Origin of the sequence: Diaphorobacter sp. JS3051 (assembly GCF_015832135.1) — a bacterium.
GTDB lineage: Bacteria > Pseudomonadota > Gammaproteobacteria > Burkholderiales > Burkholderiaceae_C > Diaphorobacter > Diaphorobacter nitroreducens.
The window spans coordinates 367553-388477 of record NZ_CP065406.1 but is presented as its reverse complement, the minus strand read 5'-3'; the positions used below and the strand labels follow the sequence as shown (position 1 = coordinate 388477).

Annotated in this window: 22 protein-coding genes and 2 pseudogenes; 12 read left to right on the top strand and 12 right to left on the bottom strand. The window is 62.0% G+C overall.

Features of this window, described 5'->3' with window-relative positions; genetic code table 11:
• Positions 1-83 precede the first annotated feature (83 nt).
• Both I3K84_RS01850 and I3K84_RS22405 read left to right on the top strand, forming a co-directional pair.
• Complete coding sequence (locus tag I3K84_RS01850; RefSeq protein WP_196995386.1) at positions 84-1046, top strand: IS5 family transposase; 963 nt, start codon at positions 84-86, stop codon at positions 1044-1046.
• Positions 1043-1171, top strand: a complete 129-nt coding sequence (locus I3K84_RS22405; RefSeq protein ID WP_255352815.1) for a hypothetical protein — start codon at positions 1043-1045, stop codon at positions 1169-1171. Before I3K84_RS01850 ends, I3K84_RS22405 begins: the two co-directional genes overlap by 4 nt.
• A 31-nt stretch (positions 1172-1202) precedes the next feature.
• Here I3K84_RS22405 and I3K84_RS01845 read toward each other — a convergent pair whose 3' ends face one another.
• A complete protein-coding gene (locus tag I3K84_RS01845; RefSeq protein ID WP_196995385.1) occupies positions 1203-1577 on the bottom strand; it encodes a helix-turn-helix domain-containing protein in 375 nt (124 codons plus the stop codon).
• Between the two features lie 89 nt (positions 1578-1666).
• Here I3K84_RS01845 and I3K84_RS01840 point away from each other — a divergent pair, with 89 nt between their 5' ends.
• The gene (locus tag I3K84_RS01840) at positions 1667-1879 is read left to right on the top strand and encodes a hypothetical protein (protein ID WP_231403392.1); all 213 of its coding nucleotides are present in this window, start codon (positions 1667-1669) and stop codon (positions 1877-1879) included.
• 126 nt (positions 1880-2005) lie between these two features.
• On the opposite strand, the gene I3K84_RS01835 is transcribed toward I3K84_RS01840, so the two are convergent.
• From I3K84_RS01835 to I3K84_RS01820, 4 genes are all read right to left on the bottom strand, one after another.
• On the bottom strand, positions 2006-2533 hold the full coding sequence (locus tag I3K84_RS01835) for a hypothetical protein (protein ID WP_196994973.1): 528 nt from the start codon (positions 2531-2533) through the stop codon (positions 2006-2008).
• The gene (locus I3K84_RS01830) at positions 2530-4095 is read right to left on the bottom strand and encodes an IS66 family transposase (protein WP_196994974.1); all 1566 of its coding nucleotides are present in this window, start codon (positions 4093-4095) and stop codon (positions 2530-2532) included. The genes I3K84_RS01835 and I3K84_RS01830 overlap by 4 nt, the downstream gene beginning before the upstream one ends.
• 80 nt (positions 4096-4175) lie before the next feature.
• Positions 4176-4523, bottom strand: a complete 348-nt coding sequence (gene tnpB, locus I3K84_RS01825; protein WP_196994975.1) for an IS66 family insertion sequence element accessory protein TnpB — start codon at positions 4521-4523, stop codon at positions 4176-4178.
• Positions 4520-4918, bottom strand: coding sequence for a hypothetical protein (locus I3K84_RS01820; protein ID WP_196994976.1), 399 nt, complete (start codon positions 4916-4918; stop codon positions 4520-4522). Before I3K84_RS01820 ends, tnpB begins: the two co-directional genes overlap by 4 nt.
• A gap of 100 nt (positions 4919-5018) precedes the next feature.
• Here I3K84_RS01820 and I3K84_RS01815 point away from each other — a divergent pair, with 100 nt between their 5' ends.
• Both I3K84_RS01815 and I3K84_RS01810 read left to right on the top strand, forming a co-directional pair.
• Positions 5019-5855, top strand: a complete 837-nt coding sequence (locus tag I3K84_RS01815) for a dienelactone hydrolase family protein (RefSeq protein WP_231403391.1) — start codon at positions 5019-5021, stop codon at positions 5853-5855.
• Positions 5856-5917: 62 nt separating this feature from the next.
• Positions 5918-6898 (top strand): dienelactone hydrolase family protein, encoded by a 981-nt coding sequence (locus I3K84_RS01810; protein ID WP_196995384.1) that lies wholly within the window; start codon positions 5918-5920, stop codon positions 6896-6898.
• Positions 6899-7137: 239 nt separating this feature from the next.
• On the opposite strand, the gene I3K84_RS01805 is transcribed toward I3K84_RS01810, so the two are convergent.
• From I3K84_RS01805 to I3K84_RS22520, 6 genes and pseudogenes are all read right to left on the bottom strand, one after another.
• The gene (locus I3K84_RS01805; protein WP_196995383.1) at positions 7138-8253 is read right to left on the bottom strand and encodes a phage/plasmid replication protein, II/X family; all 1116 of its coding nucleotides are present in this window, start codon (positions 8251-8253) and stop codon (positions 7138-7140) included.
• Between the two features lie 46 nt (positions 8254-8299).
• On the bottom strand, positions 8300-8878 hold the full coding sequence (locus I3K84_RS01800) for an AAA family ATPase (protein WP_196995382.1): 579 nt from the start codon (positions 8876-8878) through the stop codon (positions 8300-8302).
• A 23-nt stretch (positions 8879-8901) separates the two neighbouring features.
• Positions 8902-9432: a hypothetical protein gene (locus I3K84_RS01795; RefSeq protein WP_196995381.1), complete on the bottom strand. Its 531-nt coding sequence runs from the start codon at positions 9430-9432 to the stop codon at positions 8902-8904.
• A 412-nt stretch (positions 9433-9844) separates the two neighbouring features.
• Positions 9845-11297, bottom strand: a pseudogene (locus I3K84_RS01790) (IS5 family transposase).
• Between the two features lie 358 nt (positions 11298-11655).
• Complete coding sequence (locus tag I3K84_RS01785; RefSeq protein ID WP_196995380.1) at positions 11656-12321, bottom strand: hypothetical protein; 666 nt, start codon at positions 12319-12321, stop codon at positions 11656-11658.
• A gap of 135 nt (positions 12322-12456) precedes the next feature.
• Positions 12457-12516: pseudogene (locus I3K84_RS22520) on the bottom strand (hypothetical protein); the annotation flags it as partial.
• 514 nt (positions 12517-13030) lie between these two features.
• Here I3K84_RS22520 and I3K84_RS01780 point away from each other — a divergent pair.
• On the top strand, positions 13031-14011 hold the full coding sequence (locus I3K84_RS01780; protein WP_196995379.1) for a DNA ligase: 981 nt from the start codon (positions 13031-13033) through the stop codon (positions 14009-14011).
• Positions 14012-14122: 111 nt separating this feature from the next.
• Here the strand turns inward: I3K84_RS01780 and I3K84_RS01775 are convergent, their stop codons facing one another.
• A complete protein-coding gene (locus I3K84_RS01775; protein WP_196995378.1) occupies positions 14123-16492 on the bottom strand; it encodes an arginine/lysine/ornithine decarboxylase in 2370 nt (789 codons plus the stop codon).
• Between the two features lie 168 nt (positions 16493-16660).
• Between I3K84_RS01775 and I3K84_RS01770 the strand changes: the two genes are divergently transcribed.
• From I3K84_RS01770 to nusB, 6 genes are all read left to right on the top strand, one after another.
• Complete coding sequence (locus I3K84_RS01770; RefSeq protein WP_011805919.1) at positions 16661-17092, top strand: NfeD family protein; 432 nt, start codon at positions 16661-16663, stop codon at positions 17090-17092.
• Positions 17093-17170: 78 nt separating this feature from the next.
• Positions 17171-18085 (top strand): SPFH domain-containing protein, encoded by a 915-nt coding sequence (locus tag I3K84_RS01765; RefSeq protein ID WP_011805920.1) that lies wholly within the window; start codon positions 17171-17173, stop codon positions 18083-18085.
• Between the two features lie 81 nt (positions 18086-18166).
• Positions 18167-18460, top strand: a complete 294-nt coding sequence (locus I3K84_RS01760; protein WP_011805921.1) for a 2Fe-2S iron-sulfur cluster binding domain-containing protein — start codon at positions 18167-18169, stop codon at positions 18458-18460.
• Between the two features lie 259 nt (positions 18461-18719).
• Positions 18720-19841 carry a bifunctional 3,4-dihydroxy-2-butanone-4-phosphate synthase/GTP cyclohydrolase II gene (ribBA, locus tag I3K84_RS01755; RefSeq protein ID WP_196995377.1) on the top strand — a complete coding sequence of 374 codons (1122 nt, stop codon included), beginning with the start codon at positions 18720-18722 and terminating at the stop codon, positions 19839-19841.
• A gap of 3 nt (positions 19842-19844) precedes the next feature.
• A complete protein-coding gene (ribH, locus tag I3K84_RS01750; protein ID WP_172207267.1) occupies positions 19845-20309 on the top strand; it encodes a 6,7-dimethyl-8-ribityllumazine synthase in 465 nt (154 codons plus the stop codon).
• Positions 20306-20839, top strand: a complete 534-nt coding sequence (nusB, locus tag I3K84_RS01745; RefSeq protein WP_196995376.1) for a transcription antitermination factor NusB — start codon at positions 20306-20308, stop codon at positions 20837-20839. The genes ribH and nusB overlap by 4 nt, the downstream gene beginning before the upstream one ends.
• The last annotated feature ends 86 nt before the right edge of the window (positions 20840-20925 follow it).

The window sequence follows — 20925 nt, the reverse complement described above, 5'->3', positions numbered from 1 at the left end:
GCGATCTGAACATCTAAGGAAATCCTGCAAAACCCCGAACGCAGTCTGCTAGAAGCCAGGAAGTCATGGCATCCTCCCCGCCCATGAAGCAAAGCAGCCTTGACCTGAAACTGAGCACCAAAAAGACCCGCAAGCAAGAACTGCTGATCCAGATGGATTTGGTGGTTCCCTGGGCTGCTCTGGTCGAACTCATTGCGCCCTATTACCCCGAAGGCAAGAACGGCCGCCCACCCTTTGCCCTGGAGACCATGCTGCGCATCCACTGCATGCAGCAGTGGTTCACCCTGTCAGATCTGGCGATGGAAGAGGCCTTCTTTGACACCCCGATCTACCGGGAGTTTGCAGGTCTTGATGTCCATGGGAGGGTGCCTGACGAGAGCACCATCCTGAGGTTTCGTCATCGGCTGGAGAAACACAAGCTGGCCGAGCAGATTCTGGCCACTGTCAACGAGCTTCTGGCAGCCCAGGGCTTGCTGCTCAAGGCAGGCACTGCGGTCGATGCCACACTGATCGCAGCGCCTAGCTCTACCAAGAACAAGGACAGAAAGCGCGATCCAGAGATGCATTCGAGCCAAAAGGGCAACGAATGGCACTTTGGCATGAAGGCACATATTGGCGTGGATGCGGACTCGGGACTCGTGCATACCGTCATAGGCACCTCGGGTAACGTGGCCGACGTTGTAGAGGGCAACAGCTTGCTGCACGGGCAGGAGACAGACGGGTTTGGTGATGCGGGCTACCAAGGTATCGACAAGCGCCCGGATGCCAAGGAGGCAGTGCGGTGGCACATCGCGATGCGCCCAGGCAAACGCAGAGCGCTGGACAAAGAGAACAACCCCGTTGACGCGCTGATAGACCAAGTGGAGAAGATCAAGGCGAGCATCCGTGCCAAGGTGGAGCATCCCTTCAGGGTGATCAAACGACAGTTTGGATACACCAAGGTGCGCTACCGGGGATTGAAGAAGAACACGTTGCAGCTCAAGACGCTGTTTGCGCTGTCCAATCTTTGGATGGTGCGCCATCAATTGCTGGAGGCGCAGGGATGAGTGCCCCTGAAATCAGGCAAATGGCCGCAAAGGCGGTGCAGATGGCCCGCAAGGGCGTGGAAAGTGGTGCGAAGACCCAGGCTAAACGCCATCCATCGCACTATCTGAAACCGGTGACCTTGTAGCACTTACGCATTCGAGTTATTCAGGGCATCCTTAACGCAGCGGTGATCGACGTGTACCCTGCGGCCGATCTGCTCCGGTTTTGGCGAGTGACGCCTCATTGACCCGGCGCTTCACAGACGTGCGGCGAAGGCTCTTTGGCAGCTGTGCCTCAAAGCCAGCCATCAAGTCGGTCATAGTCATGCCAAGTGCCTTCGCCAGCGAGTCCAGAACCAGCAGTGAAGGCGCAGAGAGACCTCTCTCCAAGAGTGACACATAAGTGCGATCCATGGCCGCATCGAAGGCCAATTCAGCCTGAGACTTGTCACTTTCCTTACGCACGCTCTTCAGGTACTCACCAAAAGCCACGGCCAGCGGATGACGGTCGGCTGCGACCTTCTTCTTGGCGGTGGCTGGCGTGGATTCCATTGAGGCAAAAATGCCTCAATGACGACTTAAATACGACAGAGTAAATTCTTCATTGTGAGAGACTTTCAAATTCAGATAAGAGGACGGAGATGGCAAAAAAATTGCAAAACGCTGCTTGCGGCTACATCGCGTTTGTGTGTTCTGCTTTTAGCTCCTGTTTCGTGGAAAGCGCTACAGCAGCGCCGCTGTTAGACCTCAGTGGCGGTCAATCCGGCCGCATCGAGTTCACTTCTTCCACGCCCGACCACCGCTGGGCACTGATCCGTGGTCGGCTGGGTCCTGAAGTTACGGTTTATGGGTAAGTGTCCGCCCAACCCCGTACTTGCTGACCGGCTCGCGGCCAGGCATCGTCACCTCCTGAATGGACAGGGGGTTTTTCGATGCAGACAGGGCTACCTTGGCACCGGCCGCCGCTCCGGCGCCCGTGGTCACACGTCCACGACGTGACGCAGCAGCGCGAAGGAAACTTTCCACAGCCCACCGTCGCCCGTGTCGATGCTGGCGGTGCGCTGGTTGATCCGGGTGATGACCCCGACTTGAGCGCGCAGGTGCTTATCTTCAAAGGACACCTTCTGCCCGCGCTGGAAGTCGTCGCGACTTGGCTTGGGCGCGGCCGGCGGCGGCATGGTCGCCGTGGCGCCTTGCGTGATGTCGGTCTCTGCGCAGGCGGGCGGTTCCACCGCCGCATAGGCCAGTCGCCAATGCCGCAGCGTGGCCTGGTCTTGCACCAGGATCTCCTTGTCCTTCATCTCGACCACCCGCGCCGGCCGCATCTGCCCGCTCTCCAGCTCGAAGTAGCGCACCGTCTGCCCCAGGTGAAGTTGTCGGCGGATCTCGATCACCCGTTTCGGATCGGTGATCATCCGCTGCAGGATGGCCTGCAGGCGGTACAGCTGCAGGCTGCTGGCCTGCCCGAGAGCATCGAGCAGCCGACGCTCCTGGTCCTCGATCATCATGCCGGCTTCCAGTGCATCGGCAGCAGTTGTTCCAGCTGGCTGAGGCGGCAGTCGTTGATGCGGCTGAACACGTCCTTCAGGTACGCGTACGGCTCCACGCCATTGAGTTTGGCCGTCTCGATCAGGCTGAGGGCCACCGCCGCGGCGTGGCCGCCGCGTTCGCTGCCCGCGAAGAGCCAGTTCTTTCGCGACAGGGCGATCGGCCGCATCGCCCGCTCGCTGGCATTGTTGTCCACCGCCAGCATCCCCTCATCGAGGAACGCCGTCAGCGCGGGCCAGTTGCTCAGGGTGTAGGCCACCGCCTTGCCAAGCGCCGATTGCGGCAGCAATGCTGCGACGTGCCCCAGCAGCCACTGGTGGAAGTCGGCCAGCAGCGGGCGACTGCGACGCTGACGCTGCAACCGCTTCTGATCAGGGTCGGATTCGGCGATCTCCCGCTCGATGTGATACATCTCCCCGATGAAGCGCAGGGCCTCATGGGCCACGCCAGGCGGCGCGCCGGGCGGTGCGGTCTTGACCACCTCCATGTACCGTCTGCGGGCATGGGCCCAGCATGCCGAGTGGATGACGTCGCCACCTTTGAAGAGGCTGTGATACCCGGCGTAGTCGTCGGCCTGCAGCCACCCCTTCCAGCCGGCGAGCATGCGCCGAGGGTGCGCGCCGGAGCGGTCGGTGGTGAAGTCGTACAGCGCCGCTGGCGCCACCGGCTGCCACTGGCCTGCTGCATCGCGTTTGTGCCCGCCGGCCAGGTAGCACCACAGCCGCGCCGTGATGGTCTTGCCGGCGCCGCTGCCGCGTGCGGCCTGCATCGCCAGGGTGGTGTCGTCCGTGAGGATCACCGGGCTGGCCAGCACGTGTGCCTTTAGCGGCGGCATCAGGCGGGCCAGCAATTCGCAGCCGTCCAGCGTCCAGTCGCACAGCGTCTGCCGCGGGGCGGCAAAGCCCAGGCGCGCAAAGCCACGCTCCTGGCGCGCCAGCGGGTTGTGATCGAGGTACTTGGCCACCAGCACGTGTGCCAGCAGGCCCGGCCCGGCATTGCTGCGGGGCAGCGGCGAGGTGATGGCGCTGGCGGTGCGCACGGTGCTGCTGCCCTGGTCGTCCTCGCAGCGGTACTTCAGCCGCGCGTGCTGCAGCACCAGCAGCTTGGCTGGCGTGTATTCGATCGTCTCGCTGACCTCCTCGCCGATGCGCTGGACCCGGGTGAACTGGGCCTTCTCCTGCTCGCTCAGATCGTGCTCGACGCGCACCCGCGGCAGGCTCGGATCGATCGCGGGGCGTCCACGGCGGCGGCGATGGTGCTCGCCCACGCGCTCGCGCGTCTCGGGCGGCACGGGCAGTTCGACCGTGTCGACCCACAGTTCGGTCTGGCCCACATGCAGCACCTCGCTGCTGCGGCCGAACATCCGGTGGCGCAAGGCAGCGAGCTGCTGGGCGAGATTGGCCATCTGGGCATCGGCCTGCTCGCGCACCGCCTGCAGCTGCTGCGCGAGCTGCACCACCAGGTCCTTCAAAGGCTCCACCGCGTCGGGCAACTGGGCGCGATCGAGGTAGGCGGTGGACATGGGCAATGATCTTCCCATGCACTTCGCGGCATGGCCATTCGGAGAATCGAGAATTGCTAGACACCATCGCGCTCGATCTACTATGCAACCATCGATGCTGTGACCGCCGGCAGGCGCTTCACGCGACTGAGGTCGATGCCGTCGAGCCAGGCCACCAGCTCGCTCATGGCGATGCCGTTGCCCGCCAAGCGCGCCGGATCGGCGAAGCGGCCGCGCTCCAGGCGCTTGTACAGAACCCAGAATCCGTGACGGTCCCACACCAGCAGCTTGGCCTTGTCGCGCCGGCGCGCGATGAACACGAACACGTGTCCCGACAACGGGTTCAAGCCCATGCTCATCGCGACGATCTGGCCGAGCGCATCGATCGACTTGCGCATGTCCACGGCTTCGGCGTAGACGTAGGCGCGGATCGCCGAGGACAGGATCACGCCAGTCGCTCCAGCACCCGGGCAAGCACACGCTCGGCGCTCGCACCCGCCAGACGCAGCGTGATGCCCCCGCACAGAGCGATCTCCACGTCGCTTGCAATCGACGGCACGCTTTGCGAGCCGATCGCGATGAAGGAGGCGGAGCCCTTCGCGGCCTCGGCCGCGGCCGGCATGGTGCCGATGGAGCGGCGATGCTTGGCCAGGCGATAGCGGTAGGTGGACAGAGCCAGGGCGTTGTCGTGGCAATACTGCCGCACGCTCATGCCTTGACTGAGACGGCGATCCTCGTGTGCGAGCCAGAAGGCGTCGTCGCGCTCGGCGCCGTCGCGAACCTGGCCGGATTCGACAGCGTCGCCGCGGGGCGAGTCACCAGCTGCCGGAAGATCTTGCTGCATCGTCGTTCTCCTGTTGGATGGAAGGCTCGACGATGCCTGGTGGCTACGAGTTCAGCAAGAACGGGGAAGAGCGGACAGATACGTTTATGGCGATCTATTGATGCCAACCCAAGCGAGCCGCGGCAAAGTGCCAGCGGTGGTGTTCTCGCACGGCAGTGAGGGTGTGAGTAGCCTGTACTTCGATGTGTGGGCCAAAGCACTGAACAACGCGGGGTATGCAGTGTTCGTAGTGGACAGCTTCAAGCCGCGTGGCGAGGACCGCGTGACCGGCCCCACCAAGCAATTGACTTGGAACACGGTTGCCAACACTGCGGATGCCCTATATGCGCTCAAGCTGCTGGCGACCCATCCCCAGATCGACAGCAACCGTATCTTTCACATGGGTTGGTCGCGTGGCGGGCAAGCCTTACTGGATGCTGCATGGCCGACGTACCAGCAGCATGTGGTTCCCGCCAACGTGAAATGGGCCGGCAGCGTGGCGGTCTACCCCGGCTGCAATATGCGCTACCGGGTGGATCACCACAGCAAGCTACCTGCCCCCCTGCTCATGATTCTTGGTGAAAAAGACGACATGACCTTGCCTAAGCCGTGCATGGAGTTGGCAGATGAGTACGCCGCAGCAGGCAATCCGGTGAGCTACAAGATTTATCCGGGTGCGACGCACGTATTTGACCGGCTCAACCAGCCATGGAAGAAGTACAACGAAGGTAACTTCAATCTCTGCTCCATGGACGTACGAATGCCCTACGGCGCAAACGACCGCAGTTGGGGTCCAGCTCACGACAAATATTCGGGCAAGACCTTCACCGATAACGCGGAATGGAACGCCTACGTACCAAAGTGCAGGCAGACGTCCTGGGTCACCGTGGAAAGCAACGATAAGGCCCGAGAGCAAGCTGTTCAAGACGTGCTGGCCTTCTTGAAAGCAGCCAAATGAGCCGCCGTCTTTTACTTGCGCTGGCTGCGGCTGTGCTCCCGATGTTGAGCCCTGCAGGGTCCTTGAAAGACCTCAGCGCTGGCCAGACGGGCCGGTTTGAATACGAGTCCATCACTCCGCCCAACCGGCATCTCTATGCGCGGCAATTGCTTGCAGGCACTACCGTGGCGACTATTCCCGCTGAGCTACTGATGCCGAAGAGCATTCCCAAAGACACCAAGGTGCCAGCGGTGGTGCTTAGCCACGGCAGCGGCGGTGTCGAGAGCAATCTCTATGACGTGTGGGCCAAGGAGCTAAATGCCGCAGGCTATGCGGTGCTGATCGCCGACAGCTATAAGCCTCGGGGTGTGGTGGAGACCAATTCCAACCAAGAACTGGTTCCGTACCCCGCCCACGTGGCAGACACCATGAACGCATTGCGGATGCTGGTGACCCATCCACAGATTGATGCGGCGCGCATCTTCAACATCGGCTTTTCTCGGGGCGGCAGCACCGCATTCGATACCGCGTGGCCCACGTGGTCAGACCCGGTCAATACCAGCACCGTGAAGTTCGCGGGGCATGTGGTGTTCTACCCCGGCAACTGCAATATCCGATACCGCTCTGATGACCGCGAGAAGACAACCGCGCCCATCTTGGTATTGTTGGCCGACCGTGAGTTGGAAGAAGCCCAGGACGTGGCGGTGTGCCGCCGTTGGTACGACGAACTAATCGCCAAGGGCAACAACATTCGCTACAAGGAGTTCAAGGGCGCACGCCATGCCTTCGACACACTGAACTTCACATATCGCGTGAATCCGCGCACCACCAGCGCCAAGAACTGCGACATGGAGTTGTATATGACCATGAAGGCCGGTAGCGGCCTGGGCAACAACGTGTACGACTTCAAGAAAAAGCGGCCCATGACGACTGGCGCGGAGTTCGGACTGGCTGTCAACGAGTGCCAAGCGATGGTGCCGGGATCGCGCGGCGGGGGTGATGCGAAAGCGATTCAGGCTGAAGCCGTCAGGGACACGATGGAATTTCTGAAGGGCATTCAATGAAGTACACCACCCAACAAACTCTGCGGGTGCTGGCTGCAGCCGCGTAGCTTTCTGTGCGCAGGCTGTTGCACAGGTAACTTCGGAATCGAATTAGCAAGCGAGGCCATTTCGCCGGACTCATGCTGAAGCAATGAGTTGGATTTCCAGCTTGGGGGGTGGCGAACAGAAGACAGCAGCAAAAAGCGCTTTTTTGCAAGAAAAGCTGGTGGTTTCAAGCACCGTAACCACCAGCCAGCTACTTACGCACGAAGCCATGCACGCTCGTTTTGCGTGGCATCGCGCCAGCCAATCCAGCGGCTCGGCTCATACACAAAACCGCTCTCCACCGCCCAGTCTGGTGGCTCCATGATGCTTGCTGGATTGGTTATCGAAGCCCAGTTGATAGCGTCGTCTCGCAGGGCAGAAACCGACAGATCAATGCCGTACTGCTGGAGTACCTCCTGGCGGCGGCGATAGTAAGTGGATGGGCTTTTGCAGAAGTCCATGGGGCGGCGACCGTCAAGCCACAATGCGATCAAAGTGCGATGTTCTAGTTTGGCAGTCTGTAGCAAAAGCTCCCGCTTGTCCAAAGGCGGCAAATCTTGTAAAGGGATTGCCTGGACCGTCTCAAGATGTAGCGAGCGAGCGGTCTCCGGATGCCAGAGTGAGCCATGATTGAAAAGGCGGTTCTTGTTCTTGAGACAGCGCTTGAGCCGGGCCTCGATTCGCGCACCTTCCGCAAGAAACTGCTCAAGCATATGGTCGAAATACAGGTTTGTTCCAACGCGATCAAAGTCCATTGGCATGCGGCCCAATAGCTTGCGTTTGTGCTTTATCAGGCCATCTAAAAAGTAGTGGTGCTTGTTGTAGATGAGAATCTGGCGATCACGCGAGTTCGGGTGGAGCCGGACACCGATTCCAGGCCGGATAGGCGTTGCCTCAAGAGCTGGATCGGCATAGCGGCGGATGTTGTCGCAAAGCCGGTGAATCATGCCCTCCGGCATTCTGTAGTGCTCTGCTACATGCACTTCATCGACGGCATAGTTGCCGGTGTTAAGAGCCTCAATAACGGATGCAGGACATGCCAGTTTCAGGGTCTCAAACACCAACAGTACGGAAGCTTTGACCAGCCCCGTAAAGTCGTTGGAACCCATGCCGTTGTGCCCTTGCAGCCACAGCGCTGGCGAGCCAGAAAACCGCATGCGTTCTGCACCGTTCTCTACACGCGCAGAAAAGTGCGGAGCATCTTTGCCTGCGCATACTTTGACTTCAGTGAACGACTTGGTTTTGGCTCCGCCGGGGTGACGTGTCATGACGGCTTTTCCAATTTCTGGAAAGTCATCGCCATTTATGGTTATGTCGAAATAGTCAATCATGGTGTTGTTGTGGCGTGCTTTCACTCTCATTTCTGAGCAATAAAGTTCACACCTGTCCAATAGTGATAGTCATCTCCATAGCTCTACTTAGCCAATGCCACCGTGTGTCACTGCGTTGATGTGGTCGCGCACGCTGACCTTCGACCGTGTTGATGGAAGGCAGCAGATCGGTGAAGGCTTCAGGCGTGAAGAGCTTCAGATTGCCCGGAGGGTCCACATTGAAGCTGCGGCACAGCGACAGAATGCGCTGGCGCAGGGTGAAGAGGTCCATCTCGCCGTCGAGGTAGATCACTCGACGTGCACGACGAGCTTTGCGGCCCAGGAAGGAGATGCAAGCGCTGATGCAGATGGCCAGACTCATCGCCACCCAGGTCTTACCGCGACCACGGGGGCCGAACAGCATGCCGGTCTGGTTGGACTGGATGAGACGACCCCAGTGATTCTTGCGGCGGGGCACTTCGAGGTGCACAAACTTGGCGGCGGAGATCAAGCGCATCTCACTGCGAGGGCGGAATGGCTTGCTTTGGTTCGGTTCCGGCATCGGCGTGCCGGGACGCGCCACCTTCGCAGATTGGGAGGTAGTTTTCATAATTTCTTTCGAGGGCATGACCGCTGTTGCGGTCATGGAATTTTTCTGGTGATCGGTATTTACAGCGACGGTGCAACTTCAGCCGAAGAGGTCAGTTCGGACTGCGTGGTGCGCGGGCCGCATGTGATGTGGACCTCACGGACAGTCTTGCCTTCGCGCTCGCCACTAACACCCGAAACGATGATCTCAAGTCCGTTGTCGGTGTCGTGGCGGTAGACGTTCGCTTCAGGATTCAAATACGTCACTCCCTTCAGCTTGCCGCGCGTGCCCACAGTGAGCAAGGTTTTGGCGTAGTGAGCCCCGAATTTGTCCAACAAAAACGCTTCTGTCAGGTAACAACGGCGAAGAGCGGCCTTGGCGTCAGCGCTGATGTAGACCTGTTTCAAGTCGATGATCTGGAAGCTCGCGCGGAATTCGGCTTGTTCTACGGACAGCTTCAAGAACTTGTGAATCGACAGCGTTTTATCTGCTGCGAAAGGCTGCAGGTCCACACGTTCCAATTGATCAGCAGTTATAGAAGGTGTGATGCAGACTTGCAAACCGTCGATTGATGCAAGATGTTTTTCGGAATTTCCATTAATTTCAGACATGACTTCTCCAGTCCATGCGTAGCATGGATCAAATAGATATGAATACCAGTGATTTATTTGACAGTGGGACGAGAGTCAACCCACTCCATGAAAGCAATCTCGTCGATCAGGACTCGACGGCCTACTTTGCGAATTGCGTTAGCGAGACCATTGCCTGGAATAACGTCATTTCCACCCTTGCCACGCGCACGCAAACGAGGCTTGGAGGCAAATATCAATGCACGCAGAGAATTTTCAGTGAAGGCAGGATGTTTCACAGAAAACTGCTGAACTGAGAGCCACTTTTTTACTTCGTCGGCCCTGAAATATTCATTTCAAGCCTGGGAGAGCCTGCCAGCCCCCAAGGTCAGCCGGTTGGCCAGGGCTGTGCACAGGGTTGATCGGGCATCAGCAGCCCAAGAGCGCATGTCCATCACAGCGGCCAGCCAAGAACGCTCCTGTGTGCTGGCTTGCAGCAGGCACAAAAAAACCACCTGCAAGAAGGCCACCCCCTTCTTGACGATCATGCGCAGCAGCCACTTGATGTTGTAGCCGGCCGCGCACAGCACCGCGTGCAGGCGGTCGCCCTGTTCGCCCTTGAGGTGGCAGCGACCCATGCGGTGATCGGCCTTGAGGTGCCCGATGATGGGTTCAATAGCCTGGCGCCGCCTGAGCAGCTTTCTTTCCTGCTCACTGATCCGCTTGGCCTTGCCCCGGTGCACGATGTGCACATCCGGGTTGTCCGCATCCACCCCCCGGTAGCCCAGATCAACGAACGCTGTCGCTGGTTTTGCATCGCTGTCCTGCATCAGGATCGTGGCCTGCTCCAGTTGCTCTGTGAGGGTGTGACCATCGTACGGGTTGCCGTGGAAGGCCCGGGCGCCCACGATCAGGTTGCCTTTGAGCGTGCTGGCAATGCCCACCTTCACGCCGAACTCGTAGGGCTGCTTGGCCTTGCCTTTGCTGATGCAGTCCACCTCCGGGGCATGCCAGGCGTACAGCTTGGGCTGTCCATCCACCGCCTTGCGCTGGCCGCTCTGGGCCACGATGCGCGCGGCCTTGCTCAATGTCTGGGCGAGCGCTTGGCGCACGGCTTGCCCGATGGCGCTGGCCCCAGTGGCGATCTTCCTCTCGATCTCGCGCTGCAGCCGCCCGACGATGGTGCGCTGGCGCTTGATGGCGCGGCGCATGCGCTTGAACTGGCGCGCGTGGGCATAGCGCCCGGCCTTGCGGCCCAGCTCCTTGCCTTCCTTGGCAAAGGTCTGCTTCAAGTCGATGCCGGCACCCTTGGCTGCTTCGACCAGCTTGACCCTGGCTGTCTCCAGCAGGCGGCTGTCGGTGGGGTGCGCAATCGCCTTGTGCTGCACCGTGCTGTCCACGATCACGCGAGAGAGCTCCTGCGGCTTGATCAGCTTGAGTTCAACGGCCACGTTGATGGTCTGCGCCAGCAGCTCTTCCACGCCTTCTTCGCCCAGCAACTGACGGAACTTGACCAGGGTGGTGGCGTCGCAGGGCTGGCGGTCTTCGTAGTACGCGCAGCCCGAGAAGAACTGCCAGCGCGGGGTGTCGGCCCAGCGGGCCACCACGCCCTCATCGGATTCGTTGAACGCGTGCTTGAGGTACAGCAGCGAGACCATGATGCGCAGCGCCACGCGCGGGCGCCCGGCCTTGCTGGCCGCAGCCTGGCGCTGGGGCTTCTCGCCGAACAAATCCAGATCGGGCATGGCCTGCCCGGCGTGGGCCTTGCGCACCAGCAGGTGGGCCACCCGCGCCTCGATCTCCTGCCAGGGCATGCGCGAAGACAGCACCGCCAGCGGATGGCGCAGATCGATCATCTGGTCGATGCGCGAGCGGAAGAAATCGTCGGTGGCGGGGCAGGTGAACATCACGGCACGAAACTCCCAGAAATCAAGGCGGATGCGCTATCAGAACGGGAGAAATTATACGCCGGAATGAAGAAAATATCCAGCAAAATCAATGGCTTACGAATAAATCAGGGGCGACTACTTCAGAGCCGCAGCGAGATTCCGTCAATATTTCTTTTTCAAACTTGGACGAAACGCTCTTCAACGTCTTCTTCGACAAAAATCTGACAAACGCACTTTCACCAGGTGAGAGAGGTGAATTCATATTACTCCTTAGATACATCGGTAGTGGTTGAGAGGATCTGCTCAACCTTTGGCAATGATGCCCAAAACTGCCAATTTCTCTAAGGGAAAGGATGCTCTTTTAGATTTTCCTACCCTACACACCCCTCAGCTGCCCAATGAAATCTTCGTAGTACGCGATGTGCCTATAACCCTCATCTCTAAGAGCTAACGCCACTGGGTACTGCTTTTTGGTACGGACCGCATATGAGTGATCTGAATCAACGTGCTCTCCATCTGGAGTGACGTAAATAATTTCACTCTTTGACTCACCATTGTTGATTCTTTGAAGAATTTTTACGTAGGACTCATACACACCAGCTGGATTAAACGATTTTGCACCCTCATATAAATGCAAGGATGAAATGCCAATTTTCTGAAGTAGCTCTCTCTGCTTCAAAACAATTTGACGAATAGATTCGTTCAAAAATCCCAGGGGATGCAAAACATCTATTTTTACCACTACCTCAGATTTTTTAATATCAGCGACAGTAATAGCCAAAGGCTTATGACGCGGATGTTCTCGATCATTTAAATCGGCAAAAATATCTACCGTCAATCTACCGAATATATTCTCATCAGCATTAGGCAACGGGGTTGTTTCAGGGTCAATCCACTTACTGATCCCAAACCGCGCTTGCGGAGTGACGGAGGGCGCGTGGCCGATAGACCAGCGCTCACGCCTACTCTCTTCGGTCCTGATAATCCAATCTGCTACGGTTTCGCCGTTTAATGCCGCAGGCTGAGAAAAGAATAGTGACATGGATGTTTCCGGTGGGCATGCCAACAAAGGCATTCCCCCACCGATCCTCTTCAGGTCTCGCACAGACAAAGGAAGACTCATCCATTCGGAGTACGCCGCGCGATACGCCGGGTTGAACCGTAGGAACTCCCATGCCCACTGACGAGGTGACAGGTCTCTGGAGTTTTTTGGCAATTTTTTGGGTCTACTGGCCATGCGTTGCCTCATGTGGAATGCTTCAATTGTGAGCATCGTTACCCAAATTTGCCCATGAAGAAAGAGTCCGCATCAATGTCCATTGATGCCCAGTCAGGCGCGCCCTCCGCGTCACAGCTATGTCACAGTTGCTGCCAAATTTCGGCATTAATCCCGCTTGTTGCGGGCTGTTAAAATCACGTCGTCTAGAGTGAAGACAGCAATTGGCAGCAATTGGAGACAGTTAGTGCCGGAGTTCGTAATGAGAAGGTCGCGTGTTCGATTCATGTCTCCGGCACCACAATGAAAGCCCCTGATTCGCAAGAGTCAGGGGCTTTTGCTTTGGCGGAATGCATGGGAAGTCCGGCGCTCTCGGGAGCTTTGAACCATGCGTTGCGGCTTCTCTGCCATCCACCCGCCGCACCGTAAAGACCCCTTCGACCTCTAGCGACCATCCAGCAAGCGCGGGCCGCTATCTTTTTTGCATATTGCTTCCAGCACCGACAATCCAGAGTCCCTGAACCCGGACCCTGCCATGCTCCCTGCAACGCACTTCGCACTGTTGGCCCTCCGGCGCCGGGCCTGGGTGCTGGCCATAGCTGCTTGTGTAGGAGCAGCAAACGCGCAGCCGGCTGCTGCCCTGGAGTCGCCCTCCTCCGCGGACCCGGCGGCGCCCTCGCCCACGCTGGCGCAGCATTACCACCCGGGCGTGGTGGTCGCGGACTATTGGGTGAGCGAAAAATACGACGGTGTGCGCGCCCTCTGGACCGGTCAGCAACTGATCAGCCGGCAGGGCCTGCCCATCCGGGCGCCAGCGTGGTTCACCACCGGCTGGCCGCCGGTACCGATGGATGGCGAACTGTGGGCCGGCCGCGGCCAGTTTGCCGCCGCGCAGGCGACCGTGGCGCAGGCCACGCCCGACGATGCCCGGTGGCGCGCGCTGCGATACATGGTGTTCGACCTGCCGCGCGCGCCGGGCGGTTTCGGCGAGCGCCTGCCCCTGCTGCGCCGCACCGTGGCCCATCTGGGCCAGCCGTGGGTCCAGCCTGCCGCGCAATGGCGGGTGTCCAGCCACACGGAACTGATGGGGCAGTTGCACCGGCTGGAGAAGGCCGGCGCCGAGGGACTGATGCTGCGCCGGGACGACGCGCCCTACCGTGGCGGGCGCAGCGACGATCTGCTCAAGCTCAAGACGTTCGATGATGCGGAGGCCGTGGTGGTAGGGCACGTGCCCGGACGCGGCAAATACGCGGGCCAGACCGGCGCGCTGATGGTGGCGCTGCCCGACGGCCGGCGCCTGCGCTTGGGCAGCGGGCTGCCGGATGCGGTGCGGCGCAATCCACCGCCGGTGGGCACCGTGGTGACCTACCGCTTCAACGGCACCCACGCAAGCGGCTTGCCGCGGTTTGCGCGCTTCTGGCGAGTGCGCGCCGACGCGCCCTCTGCGGCCAACGCAGCCGCTGCCGGCGGGCAGGCCAGTCTGGAGCCCGGCCCAGCAAGAAACAGAGGCAAATGAGGTCCTAGCGCACACCCAGCAAGCGCTGCCAGCTATCAAAACAAAAGCAAAAAGGGGCGGTCGCCCGCCCCTTTTTAGCCCGCCCCTCCTGCGAGAGGCGCTGCCGGCACTTCAGATGGTGCGGCCAAACGGGCCGTCGCTGCCCACCTGCACCAGCGACTCAGGGTCGTTGGCGCGGGGCTTGCGGCTGCCGCCCGTGCCCTGCGCCACGCAGTCGGCGTAATAACGCACGTTGCCGTTGTCGTCCTCGATCTCCACAAGGCCGTGGATGTCGGTCTCGAAGCCCGGGCAGAGCTTGGAGAACTCGCGCGAGAACTTGAGGTAGTCCACGATCTTCTTGTTGAACACCTCGCCGGGAATCAGCAGCGGAATGCCCGGCGGGTACGGCGTGATCAGGCTGGTGGTGATGCGGCCTTCCAGTTGGTCGATCTCCACGCGCTCGGTCTTGCGCTGCGCAATGTGGGCGTAGGCGTCGCTGGGCTTCATGGCGGGCGTGAGGTCCGAGAGGTACATCTCGGTCGTCAGGCGGGCGATGTCGTACTTGGCGTACAGCTGGTGCACGTGCTGGCACAGGTCCTTCAGGCCCATGCGCTCGTAGCGCTTGTGCTGCTGGCAGAACTCGGGAAGGATGCGCCACATGGGCTGGTTCTTCTCGTAGTCGTCCTTGAACTGCTGCAGCGCGGCCAGCAGCGTGTTCCAGCGGCCCTTGGTGATGCCGATGGTGAACATGATGAAGAACGAGTACAGGCCCGTCTTCTCCACCACCACGCCGTGCTCGGACAGGTATTTGGTGACGATGCTGGCCGGAATGCCGGTCTTGTCGAACTTACCGTCCAGGTTCAGGCCGGGCGTGACGATGGTGGACTTGATCGGGTCCAGCATGTTGAAGCCGTCGGCCAGCGCGCCGAAGCCATGCCACTTGCTCGCGCCGTTCTTCTTGCCCTTGGCGTCGCCGCGGATGATCCAGTCGTCTGCGCGGCCCACACCCTCGTCGGCGAGCTTGTCGGGGCCCCAGACCTTGAACCACCAGTCGTCCTTGCCGAACTCGTCCTCCACCTTGCGCATGGCGCGGCGAAAGTCCAGGGCTTCGACCAGGCTTTCCTCCACCAGGGCGGTGCCGCCGGGCGGCTCCATCATGGCTGCAGCCACGTCGCAGCTGGCGATGATGCTGTACTGCGGGCTGGTCGAGGTGTGCATCAGGTACGCCTCGTTGAACAGGTGGCGGTCCAGCTTGGTCGTTTGGCTGTCCTGCACCAGCACATGGCTGGCCTGGCTGATGCCGGCCAGCAGCTTGTGGATGGACTGCGTGGCGTACACCACCGACTGCTTGGGCCGCGCGCGCTTCTTGCCCATGGCGTGGTAGCTGCCGTAGAACGGGTGGAAGGCCGCGTGGGGCAGCCAGGCCTCGTCGAAGTGCAGGTTCTCGACGTAGCCGTCCAGCATGCCCTTGATGGTCTCGGTGTTGTAGAGCACGCCGTCGTAGGTGGACTGCGTGAGAGTCAACACACGCGGCTTGACCTTCTTGGCGTCCACGCCCTTGAGCAGCGGGTTGGCCTTGATCTTCGCCTGGATGGTCGCGGGCTCGAATTCGCTTTGCGGAATGGGCCCGATGATGCCGAAGTGGTTGCGCGTGGGTTTCAGGAACACGGGGATCGCCCCGGTCATGATGATGCTGTGCAGGATGGACTTGTGGCAGTTGCGGTCCACCACCACCACGTCGCCCGGCGCCACGGTGTGGTGCCACACCATCTTGTTGGAGGTGGACGTGCCGTTGGTCACGAAGAAGCAGTGGTCGGCGTTGAAGATGCGCGCGGCATTGCGCTCGCTCTCGCCGATGGCGCCGTTGTGGTCCAGCAGTTGGCCCAGTTCTTCCACGGCATTGCAGACGTCCGCGCGCAGCATGTTCTCACCATAGAACTGGTGGTACATCTGGCCCACGGGGCTCTTGAGGAACGCCACGCCGCCCGAGTGGCCCGGGCAGTGCCAGCTGTAGGAGCCGTCTTCCGCGTAGTCCAGCAGCGCCTTGAAGAATGGCGGCTGCACGCCCTCCAGGTAGCTCTTGGCCTCGCGGATGATGTGCTTGGCCACGAACTCGGGCGTGTCCTCGAACATGTGGATGAAGCCGTGCAGCTCGCGCAGGATGTCGTTGGGCAGGTGGCGCGCGGTCTTGGTCTCGCCGTGCACGTAGATCGGCACGTCGGCGTTCTTGCGGCGTACCTCTTCGATGAAGGTGCGCAGGCTGTGCACGATGGGATCCTGGCCCGTGCCCAGCGTGAATTCCTCGTCGTCGATCGACAGGATGAACGCGCTGGCGCGGCTTTGCTGCTGGGCGAACTGCGACAGGTCGCCGTAGCTGGTCACGCCCAGGACCTCGAACCCTTCCGCCTCGATGGCCTGCGCCAGCGCCCGGATCCCCAGGCCGGAGGTGTTCTCTGAACGATAGTCCTCGTCGATGATGACGATGGGAAAGCGAAATTTCATGCGCTGCCTCCGATGACCGGGCCAAAAAAACGAAAGAGGCGCGCAGTGTAAGGAATATGCGTGCTATCCCTATGAACACCGCAGCATTTCGCCCAGAATCCATCGACCTGGAAACAACACCGCGCCGCCCGCCGGCGCGCACCCGACAGAGAGGGAAGGAGAAAACACATGAATCTGGACGCATCCACGCTCTGGTGGCTCATGGCCGGGGTGGCCGTGGTGGCCGAGCTGCTCACCGGCACCTTTTACCTGCTGATGCTGGCCGTGGGCCTGGCGGCCGGCGCACTCGCGGCCCACGCGGGCCTGGGCAACACGGCGCAGATCCTGGTGAGCGCACTGGTCGGGGCCGGCACCGTGCTGGGGGCCTACGTCAAGCGCCGCAGCCGGCCGGGCGAGCCATCCGCGCGGGCCGACCGCAGCGTGAACCTGGACGTGGGCGAGACGGTGTTCATCGACGCCTGGCAGCCCGACGGCACGGCCGTCGTGAAGTACCGCGGCGCGAGCTGGACCGCCATCCACCGCCCGGGCATCACGCCCGCCACTGGCCCGCACCGCGTGGCCGAACTGGTGGGCAACCGCCTGCTGGTGGATCCGCTGTAGTCATCCGGAACCGGGGGCGGCCTCGCTACCATCCGCCCTGCCCTTCACCGCCGCACGCGGCACAGAAAGAAAAACCTCATGGAAATCGCCATCATCCTCTTCGTCATCGCGGTGATCTTCATCGCGCGCGCCGTCAAGATCGTGCCGCAGCAGCATGCCTGGGTGAAGGAGCGCCTGGGCAAGTACGCCGGCACGCTCACGCCGGGGCCGAAGTTCATCATCCCGTTCGTCGACCGCATCGCCTACAAGCACAGCCTGAAGGAAATCCCCCTGGACGTGCCCAGCCAGGTCTGCATCACCAAGGACAACACCCAGCTGCAGGTGGATGGCATCCTGTACTTCCAGGTGACCGACCCCATGCGCGCCAGCTACGGTTCGTCCAACTACATCACCGCCATCTCGCAGCTGGCCCAGACCACGCTGCGCAGCGTGATCGGCAAGCTGGAGCTGGACAAAACGTTCGAAGAGCGTGACATGATCAACGCCCAGGTGGTGCAGGCCATCGACGAAGCGGCGCTGAACTGGGGCGTGAAGGTGCTGCGCTACGAGATCAAGGACCTGACGCCGCCCGCCGAGATCCTGCGCGCCATGCAGGCCCAGATCACCGCCGAGCGTGAAAAGCGCGCGCTGATTGCCGCTTCGGAAGGCCGCCGCCAGGAACAGATCAACATCGCCACCGGCGAGCGTGAGGCCTTCATCGCCCGCTCCGAGGGTGAAAAGCAAGCCGCCATCAACAACGCCCAGGGCGAGGCCGCCGCCATCACCGCCGTGGCCGACGCCACCGCCCAGGCCATCGAGCGCATTGCCGCCGCCATCCGCCAGCCGGGCGGCGAGCAGGCCGTGCAGCTCAAGGTCGCCGAAAAGGCCGTGGAGGCGTATGGCAAGGTGGCCGCGGACGCCACCACCACGCTCATCGTGCCCAGCAACATGACCGAGGTATCCGCTCTCGTCAGCTCGGCCATGAAGATGATCCAGACGCAGCAGCGCAGCTGACCCAACGCTTTCGCTCTTTTTCTTATAGCTACCAGCGCTCACCCCACAAGCGCTGGAGCCACTTTTTGCTTAGAACTTCGCATGAATTCCCCCGTAGCCCCCTTCTTCACGGCCCGCGTGGGCGACGACGGCACCCAGTGCGATGCCTGGCCCGAGCAGCCGCTGCTGCTGTCGCTGGAGCAAGGCGGTATCGACTGGCCCAGCTCCTGCCGCAACGGCACCTGCCGCACCTGCATCGGCGTGCTGGCGGAGGGCGAGGTGCGCTACGCCATCGACTGGCCGGGCCTGACGGCAGAAGAAAAGGCCGAGGGCTGCGTGCTGCCCTGCGTGGCCTATCCCGTGAGCGACGTGAAGCTGGAGGCCCCCGCCATCTGAGCCCCTGTGCCGCGCTCCGCGCACCGGTACGGTTGAGGCAGCGCAACCTGCGGCCCGCTTGCCCCCACCTGCGGCAGACTTACCGCGGCGGCGCGCGGACAACGGCCCGGCGGCGCGACTAGAATTGGCCGCTTCGGGACCGCGCGTCCCTCCTCCGTGCGGCAGGGGCCGCATCGCCGTTCTTTGGGGGCACGCCCGTTGCCCGCCCGCCGGGGAACGCACACCGCCCCGGCCCGCATGGCCCATCCGAAAGCCCTGCATGACCACCCCCCTCACGCCCGCGCCCATCTCGCCCGTCCAGGACATCGTGGCCGAGTTGCGCGCCGGCCGCATCGTGATCCTCGTCGATGAGGAAGACCGCGAGAACGAAGGCGACCTCGTGATCGCCGCGGACCATGTCACGCCCGAGGCCATCAACTTCATGGCGCGCTTCGGCCGCGGCCTGATCTGCCTGACCCTCACGCGCGAACGCTGCGAGCGCCTGCGCCTGCCGCCCATGGTGGCGCGCAACGGCACCAAGATGGGCACCGCCTTCACCGTCTCCATCGAGGCGGCCGAGGGCGTGACCACCGGCATCAGCGCTGCCGACCGCGCGCGCACCGTGCAGGCCGCCGTGGCCGCCAACGCCCAGGCTGCCGACCTGGTGCAGCCCGGCCACATCTTCCCGCTGCAGGCGGTGGATGGCGGCGTGCTCATGCGCGCCGGCCACACCGAGGCCGGCTGCGACCTGGCCGCCATGGCCGGCTGCAGCCCCTCCGCCGTGATCTGCGAGGTGATGAAGGACGACGGCACCATGGCCCGCCTGCCGGACCTGCAGCTGTTTGCGGCCGAGCACGGCATCAAGATCGGCACGATCGCCGACCTGATCGAATACCGCAGCCGCACCGAGTCGCTGGTGCGCAAGGTGGCTTCGCGCCAGATCACCACGGCGTTCGGCGAGTTCACCATGCACGCCTTCCGCGACGAGCCGAGCCAGGCCGTGCACCTGGCCCTGGTCAAGGGCCAGTGGGACGCAGCAGAGAGCGTGCCCGTGCGCGTGCATGAGCCCTTGTCGGTGCTGGACCTGCTGGAAGTGGGCCGCAGCATGCACTCGTGGAGCCTGGACGCCAGCCTGCAATACATCCACCACCACGGCCAGGGCGTGGCCGTGCTGCTGAACTGCGGCGAGAGTGCCGAGCAACTGCTGGAGCAGTTCGAAGGCACGGCCCGCGCCGCCCAGGCGCCCGAGCGCGGTCGCATGGACCTGCGCACCTACGGCGTGGGCGCCCAGATCCTGCGCGAAGTGGGCGTGGCCAAGATGCAGCTCATGGGCCAGCCGCGCCGCATGCCCAGCATGGTGGGCTATGGACTCGAAATCACCGGCTACATCCCCAAGGAATAAGACATGTTTGGCGCAGACAAAGGAACCGCGGACAAGCTCGATGGCAAGAAGCTGCACATCGGCATCGTGCAGGCCCGCTTCAACGAGAGCATCACCAACACCCTCGCCGCGGCCTGCCGTGCAGAGCTGCTGCGCCTGGGCGTGCAGGAAAAGCACATCCGCCATGTGCTGGTGCCCGGCGCGCTGGAAGTGCCCGTGGCGCTGCAGGCCCTGGCCGAGCGCGACGAGTACGACGCGCTGATCGCGCTGGGCTGCATCATCCGCGGCGAGACCTACCACTTCGAGCTGGTGGCCAACGAATCCGGCGCGGGCGTGACCCGCCTGGCCCTGGACTACCAGGTGCCGATCGCCAACGCCATCATCACCACCGAAAACCTGGAACAGGCCCTCGCCCGCCAGACAGAAAAGGGCGTGGACGCGGCCCGCGTGGCCGTGGAAATGGCCAACTTGCTGGAGGAGCTGTCGTGACCGATTCCGCCCACCCCACGCCATCCGCGCGGCCGCCGCGCCAGCCGCGCACCGGCACCACCGGCACCGGCGCGCGCAAGGCCGGCTCCAAGTCGGGCCGTAGCCGCGCGCGCGAATTCGCCCTGCAGGCGCTCTACCAGCACCTGGTGGGAGGCAACGACGCCACCGCCATCGACGTGTTCACGCGCGACCTGTCGGGCTTTCACAAGGCCGACGCGGCGCACTACGACGCGCTCCTGCACGGCTGCATCACCACCGCCCAGTACATGGACGAGCTGATCGCGCCCCAGCTGGACCGCAAGATGAGCGAGATCTCGCCCATCGAGCATGCGGTGATGTGGATCGGCGTATACGAATTCCAACATTGCCAGGACGTGCCCTGGCGCGTGGTCATCAACGAGTGCATCGAGCTGGCCAAGGAGTTCGGCGGCACCGACGGCCACAAGTACGTCAACGGCGTGCTCAACGGCCTGGCGCCGCAATTGCGCGCCACCGAGGTCGCGGCCGACAAGGCCGCCGCCCGCGGCTGAAGGCCCCGCCCTCTTGCGCCTCTTCGCATTGTTCGTTCCCTCAGCGCACCCGCCGCTGGCCTCAGCCGGCGGGTGCCTGCACGTTG

Excerpts from the sequence above, each read along its gene's own strand:
- I3K84_RS01850 (WP_196995386.1), top strand. The coding sequence starts at position 84 with ATGAAGCAAAGCAGCCTTGACCTGAAACTGAGCACCAAAAAGACCCGC.
- I3K84_RS22405 (WP_255352815.1), top strand. The coding sequence starts at position 1,043 with ATGAGTGCCCCTGAAATCAGGCAAATGGCCGCAAAGGCGGTGCAGATG.
- I3K84_RS01845 (WP_196995385.1), bottom strand. The coding sequence starts at position 1,577 with ATGGAATCCACGCCAGCCACCGCCAAGAAGAAGGTCGCAGCCGACCGT.
- I3K84_RS01840 (WP_231403392.1), top strand. The coding sequence starts at position 1,667 with ATGGCAAAAAAATTGCAAAACGCTGCTTGCGGCTACATCGCGTTTGTG.
- I3K84_RS01835 (WP_196994973.1), bottom strand. The coding sequence starts at position 2,533 with ATGATGATCGAGGACCAGGAGCGTCGGCTGCTCGATGCTCTCGGGCAG.
- I3K84_RS01830 (WP_196994974.1), bottom strand. The coding sequence starts at position 4,095 with ATGTCCACCGCCTACCTCGATCGCGCCCAGTTGCCCGACGCGGTGGAG.
- I3K84_RS01820 (WP_196994976.1), bottom strand. The coding sequence starts at position 4,918 with ATGCAGCAAGATCTTCCGGCAGCTGGTGACTCGCCCCGCGGCGACGCT.
- I3K84_RS01815 (WP_231403391.1), top strand. The coding sequence starts at position 5,019 with ATGCCAACCCAAGCGAGCCGCGGCAAAGTGCCAGCGGTGGTGTTCTCG.
- I3K84_RS01805 (WP_196995383.1), bottom strand. The coding sequence starts at position 8,253 with ATGATTGACTATTTCGACATAACCATAAATGGCGATGACTTTCCAGAA.
- I3K84_RS01800 (WP_196995382.1), bottom strand. The coding sequence starts at position 8,878 with ATGACCGCAACAGCGGTCATGCCCTCGAAAGAAATTATGAAAACTACC.
- I3K84_RS01795 (WP_196995381.1), bottom strand. The coding sequence starts at position 9,432 with ATGTCTGAAATTAATGGAAATTCCGAAAAACATCTTGCATCAATCGAC.
- I3K84_RS01785 (WP_196995380.1), bottom strand. The coding sequence starts at position 12,321 with ATGTCACTATTCTTTTCTCAGCCTGCGGCATTAAACGGCGAAACCGTA.
- I3K84_RS01780 (WP_196995379.1), top strand. The coding sequence starts at position 13,031 with ATGCTCCCTGCAACGCACTTCGCACTGTTGGCCCTCCGGCGCCGGGCC.
- I3K84_RS01775 (WP_196995378.1), bottom strand. The coding sequence starts at position 16,492 with ATGAAATTTCGCTTTCCCATCGTCATCATCGACGAGGACTATCGTTCA.
- I3K84_RS01770 (WP_011805919.1), top strand. The coding sequence starts at position 16,661 with ATGAATCTGGACGCATCCACGCTCTGGTGGCTCATGGCCGGGGTGGCC.
- I3K84_RS01765 (WP_011805920.1), top strand. The coding sequence starts at position 17,171 with ATGGAAATCGCCATCATCCTCTTCGTCATCGCGGTGATCTTCATCGCG.
- I3K84_RS01760 (WP_011805921.1), top strand. The coding sequence starts at position 18,167 with ATGAATTCCCCCGTAGCCCCCTTCTTCACGGCCCGCGTGGGCGACGAC.
- ribBA (WP_196995377.1), top strand. The coding sequence starts at position 18,720 with ATGACCACCCCCCTCACGCCCGCGCCCATCTCGCCCGTCCAGGACATC.
- ribH (WP_172207267.1), top strand. The coding sequence starts at position 19,845 with ATGTTTGGCGCAGACAAAGGAACCGCGGACAAGCTCGATGGCAAGAAG.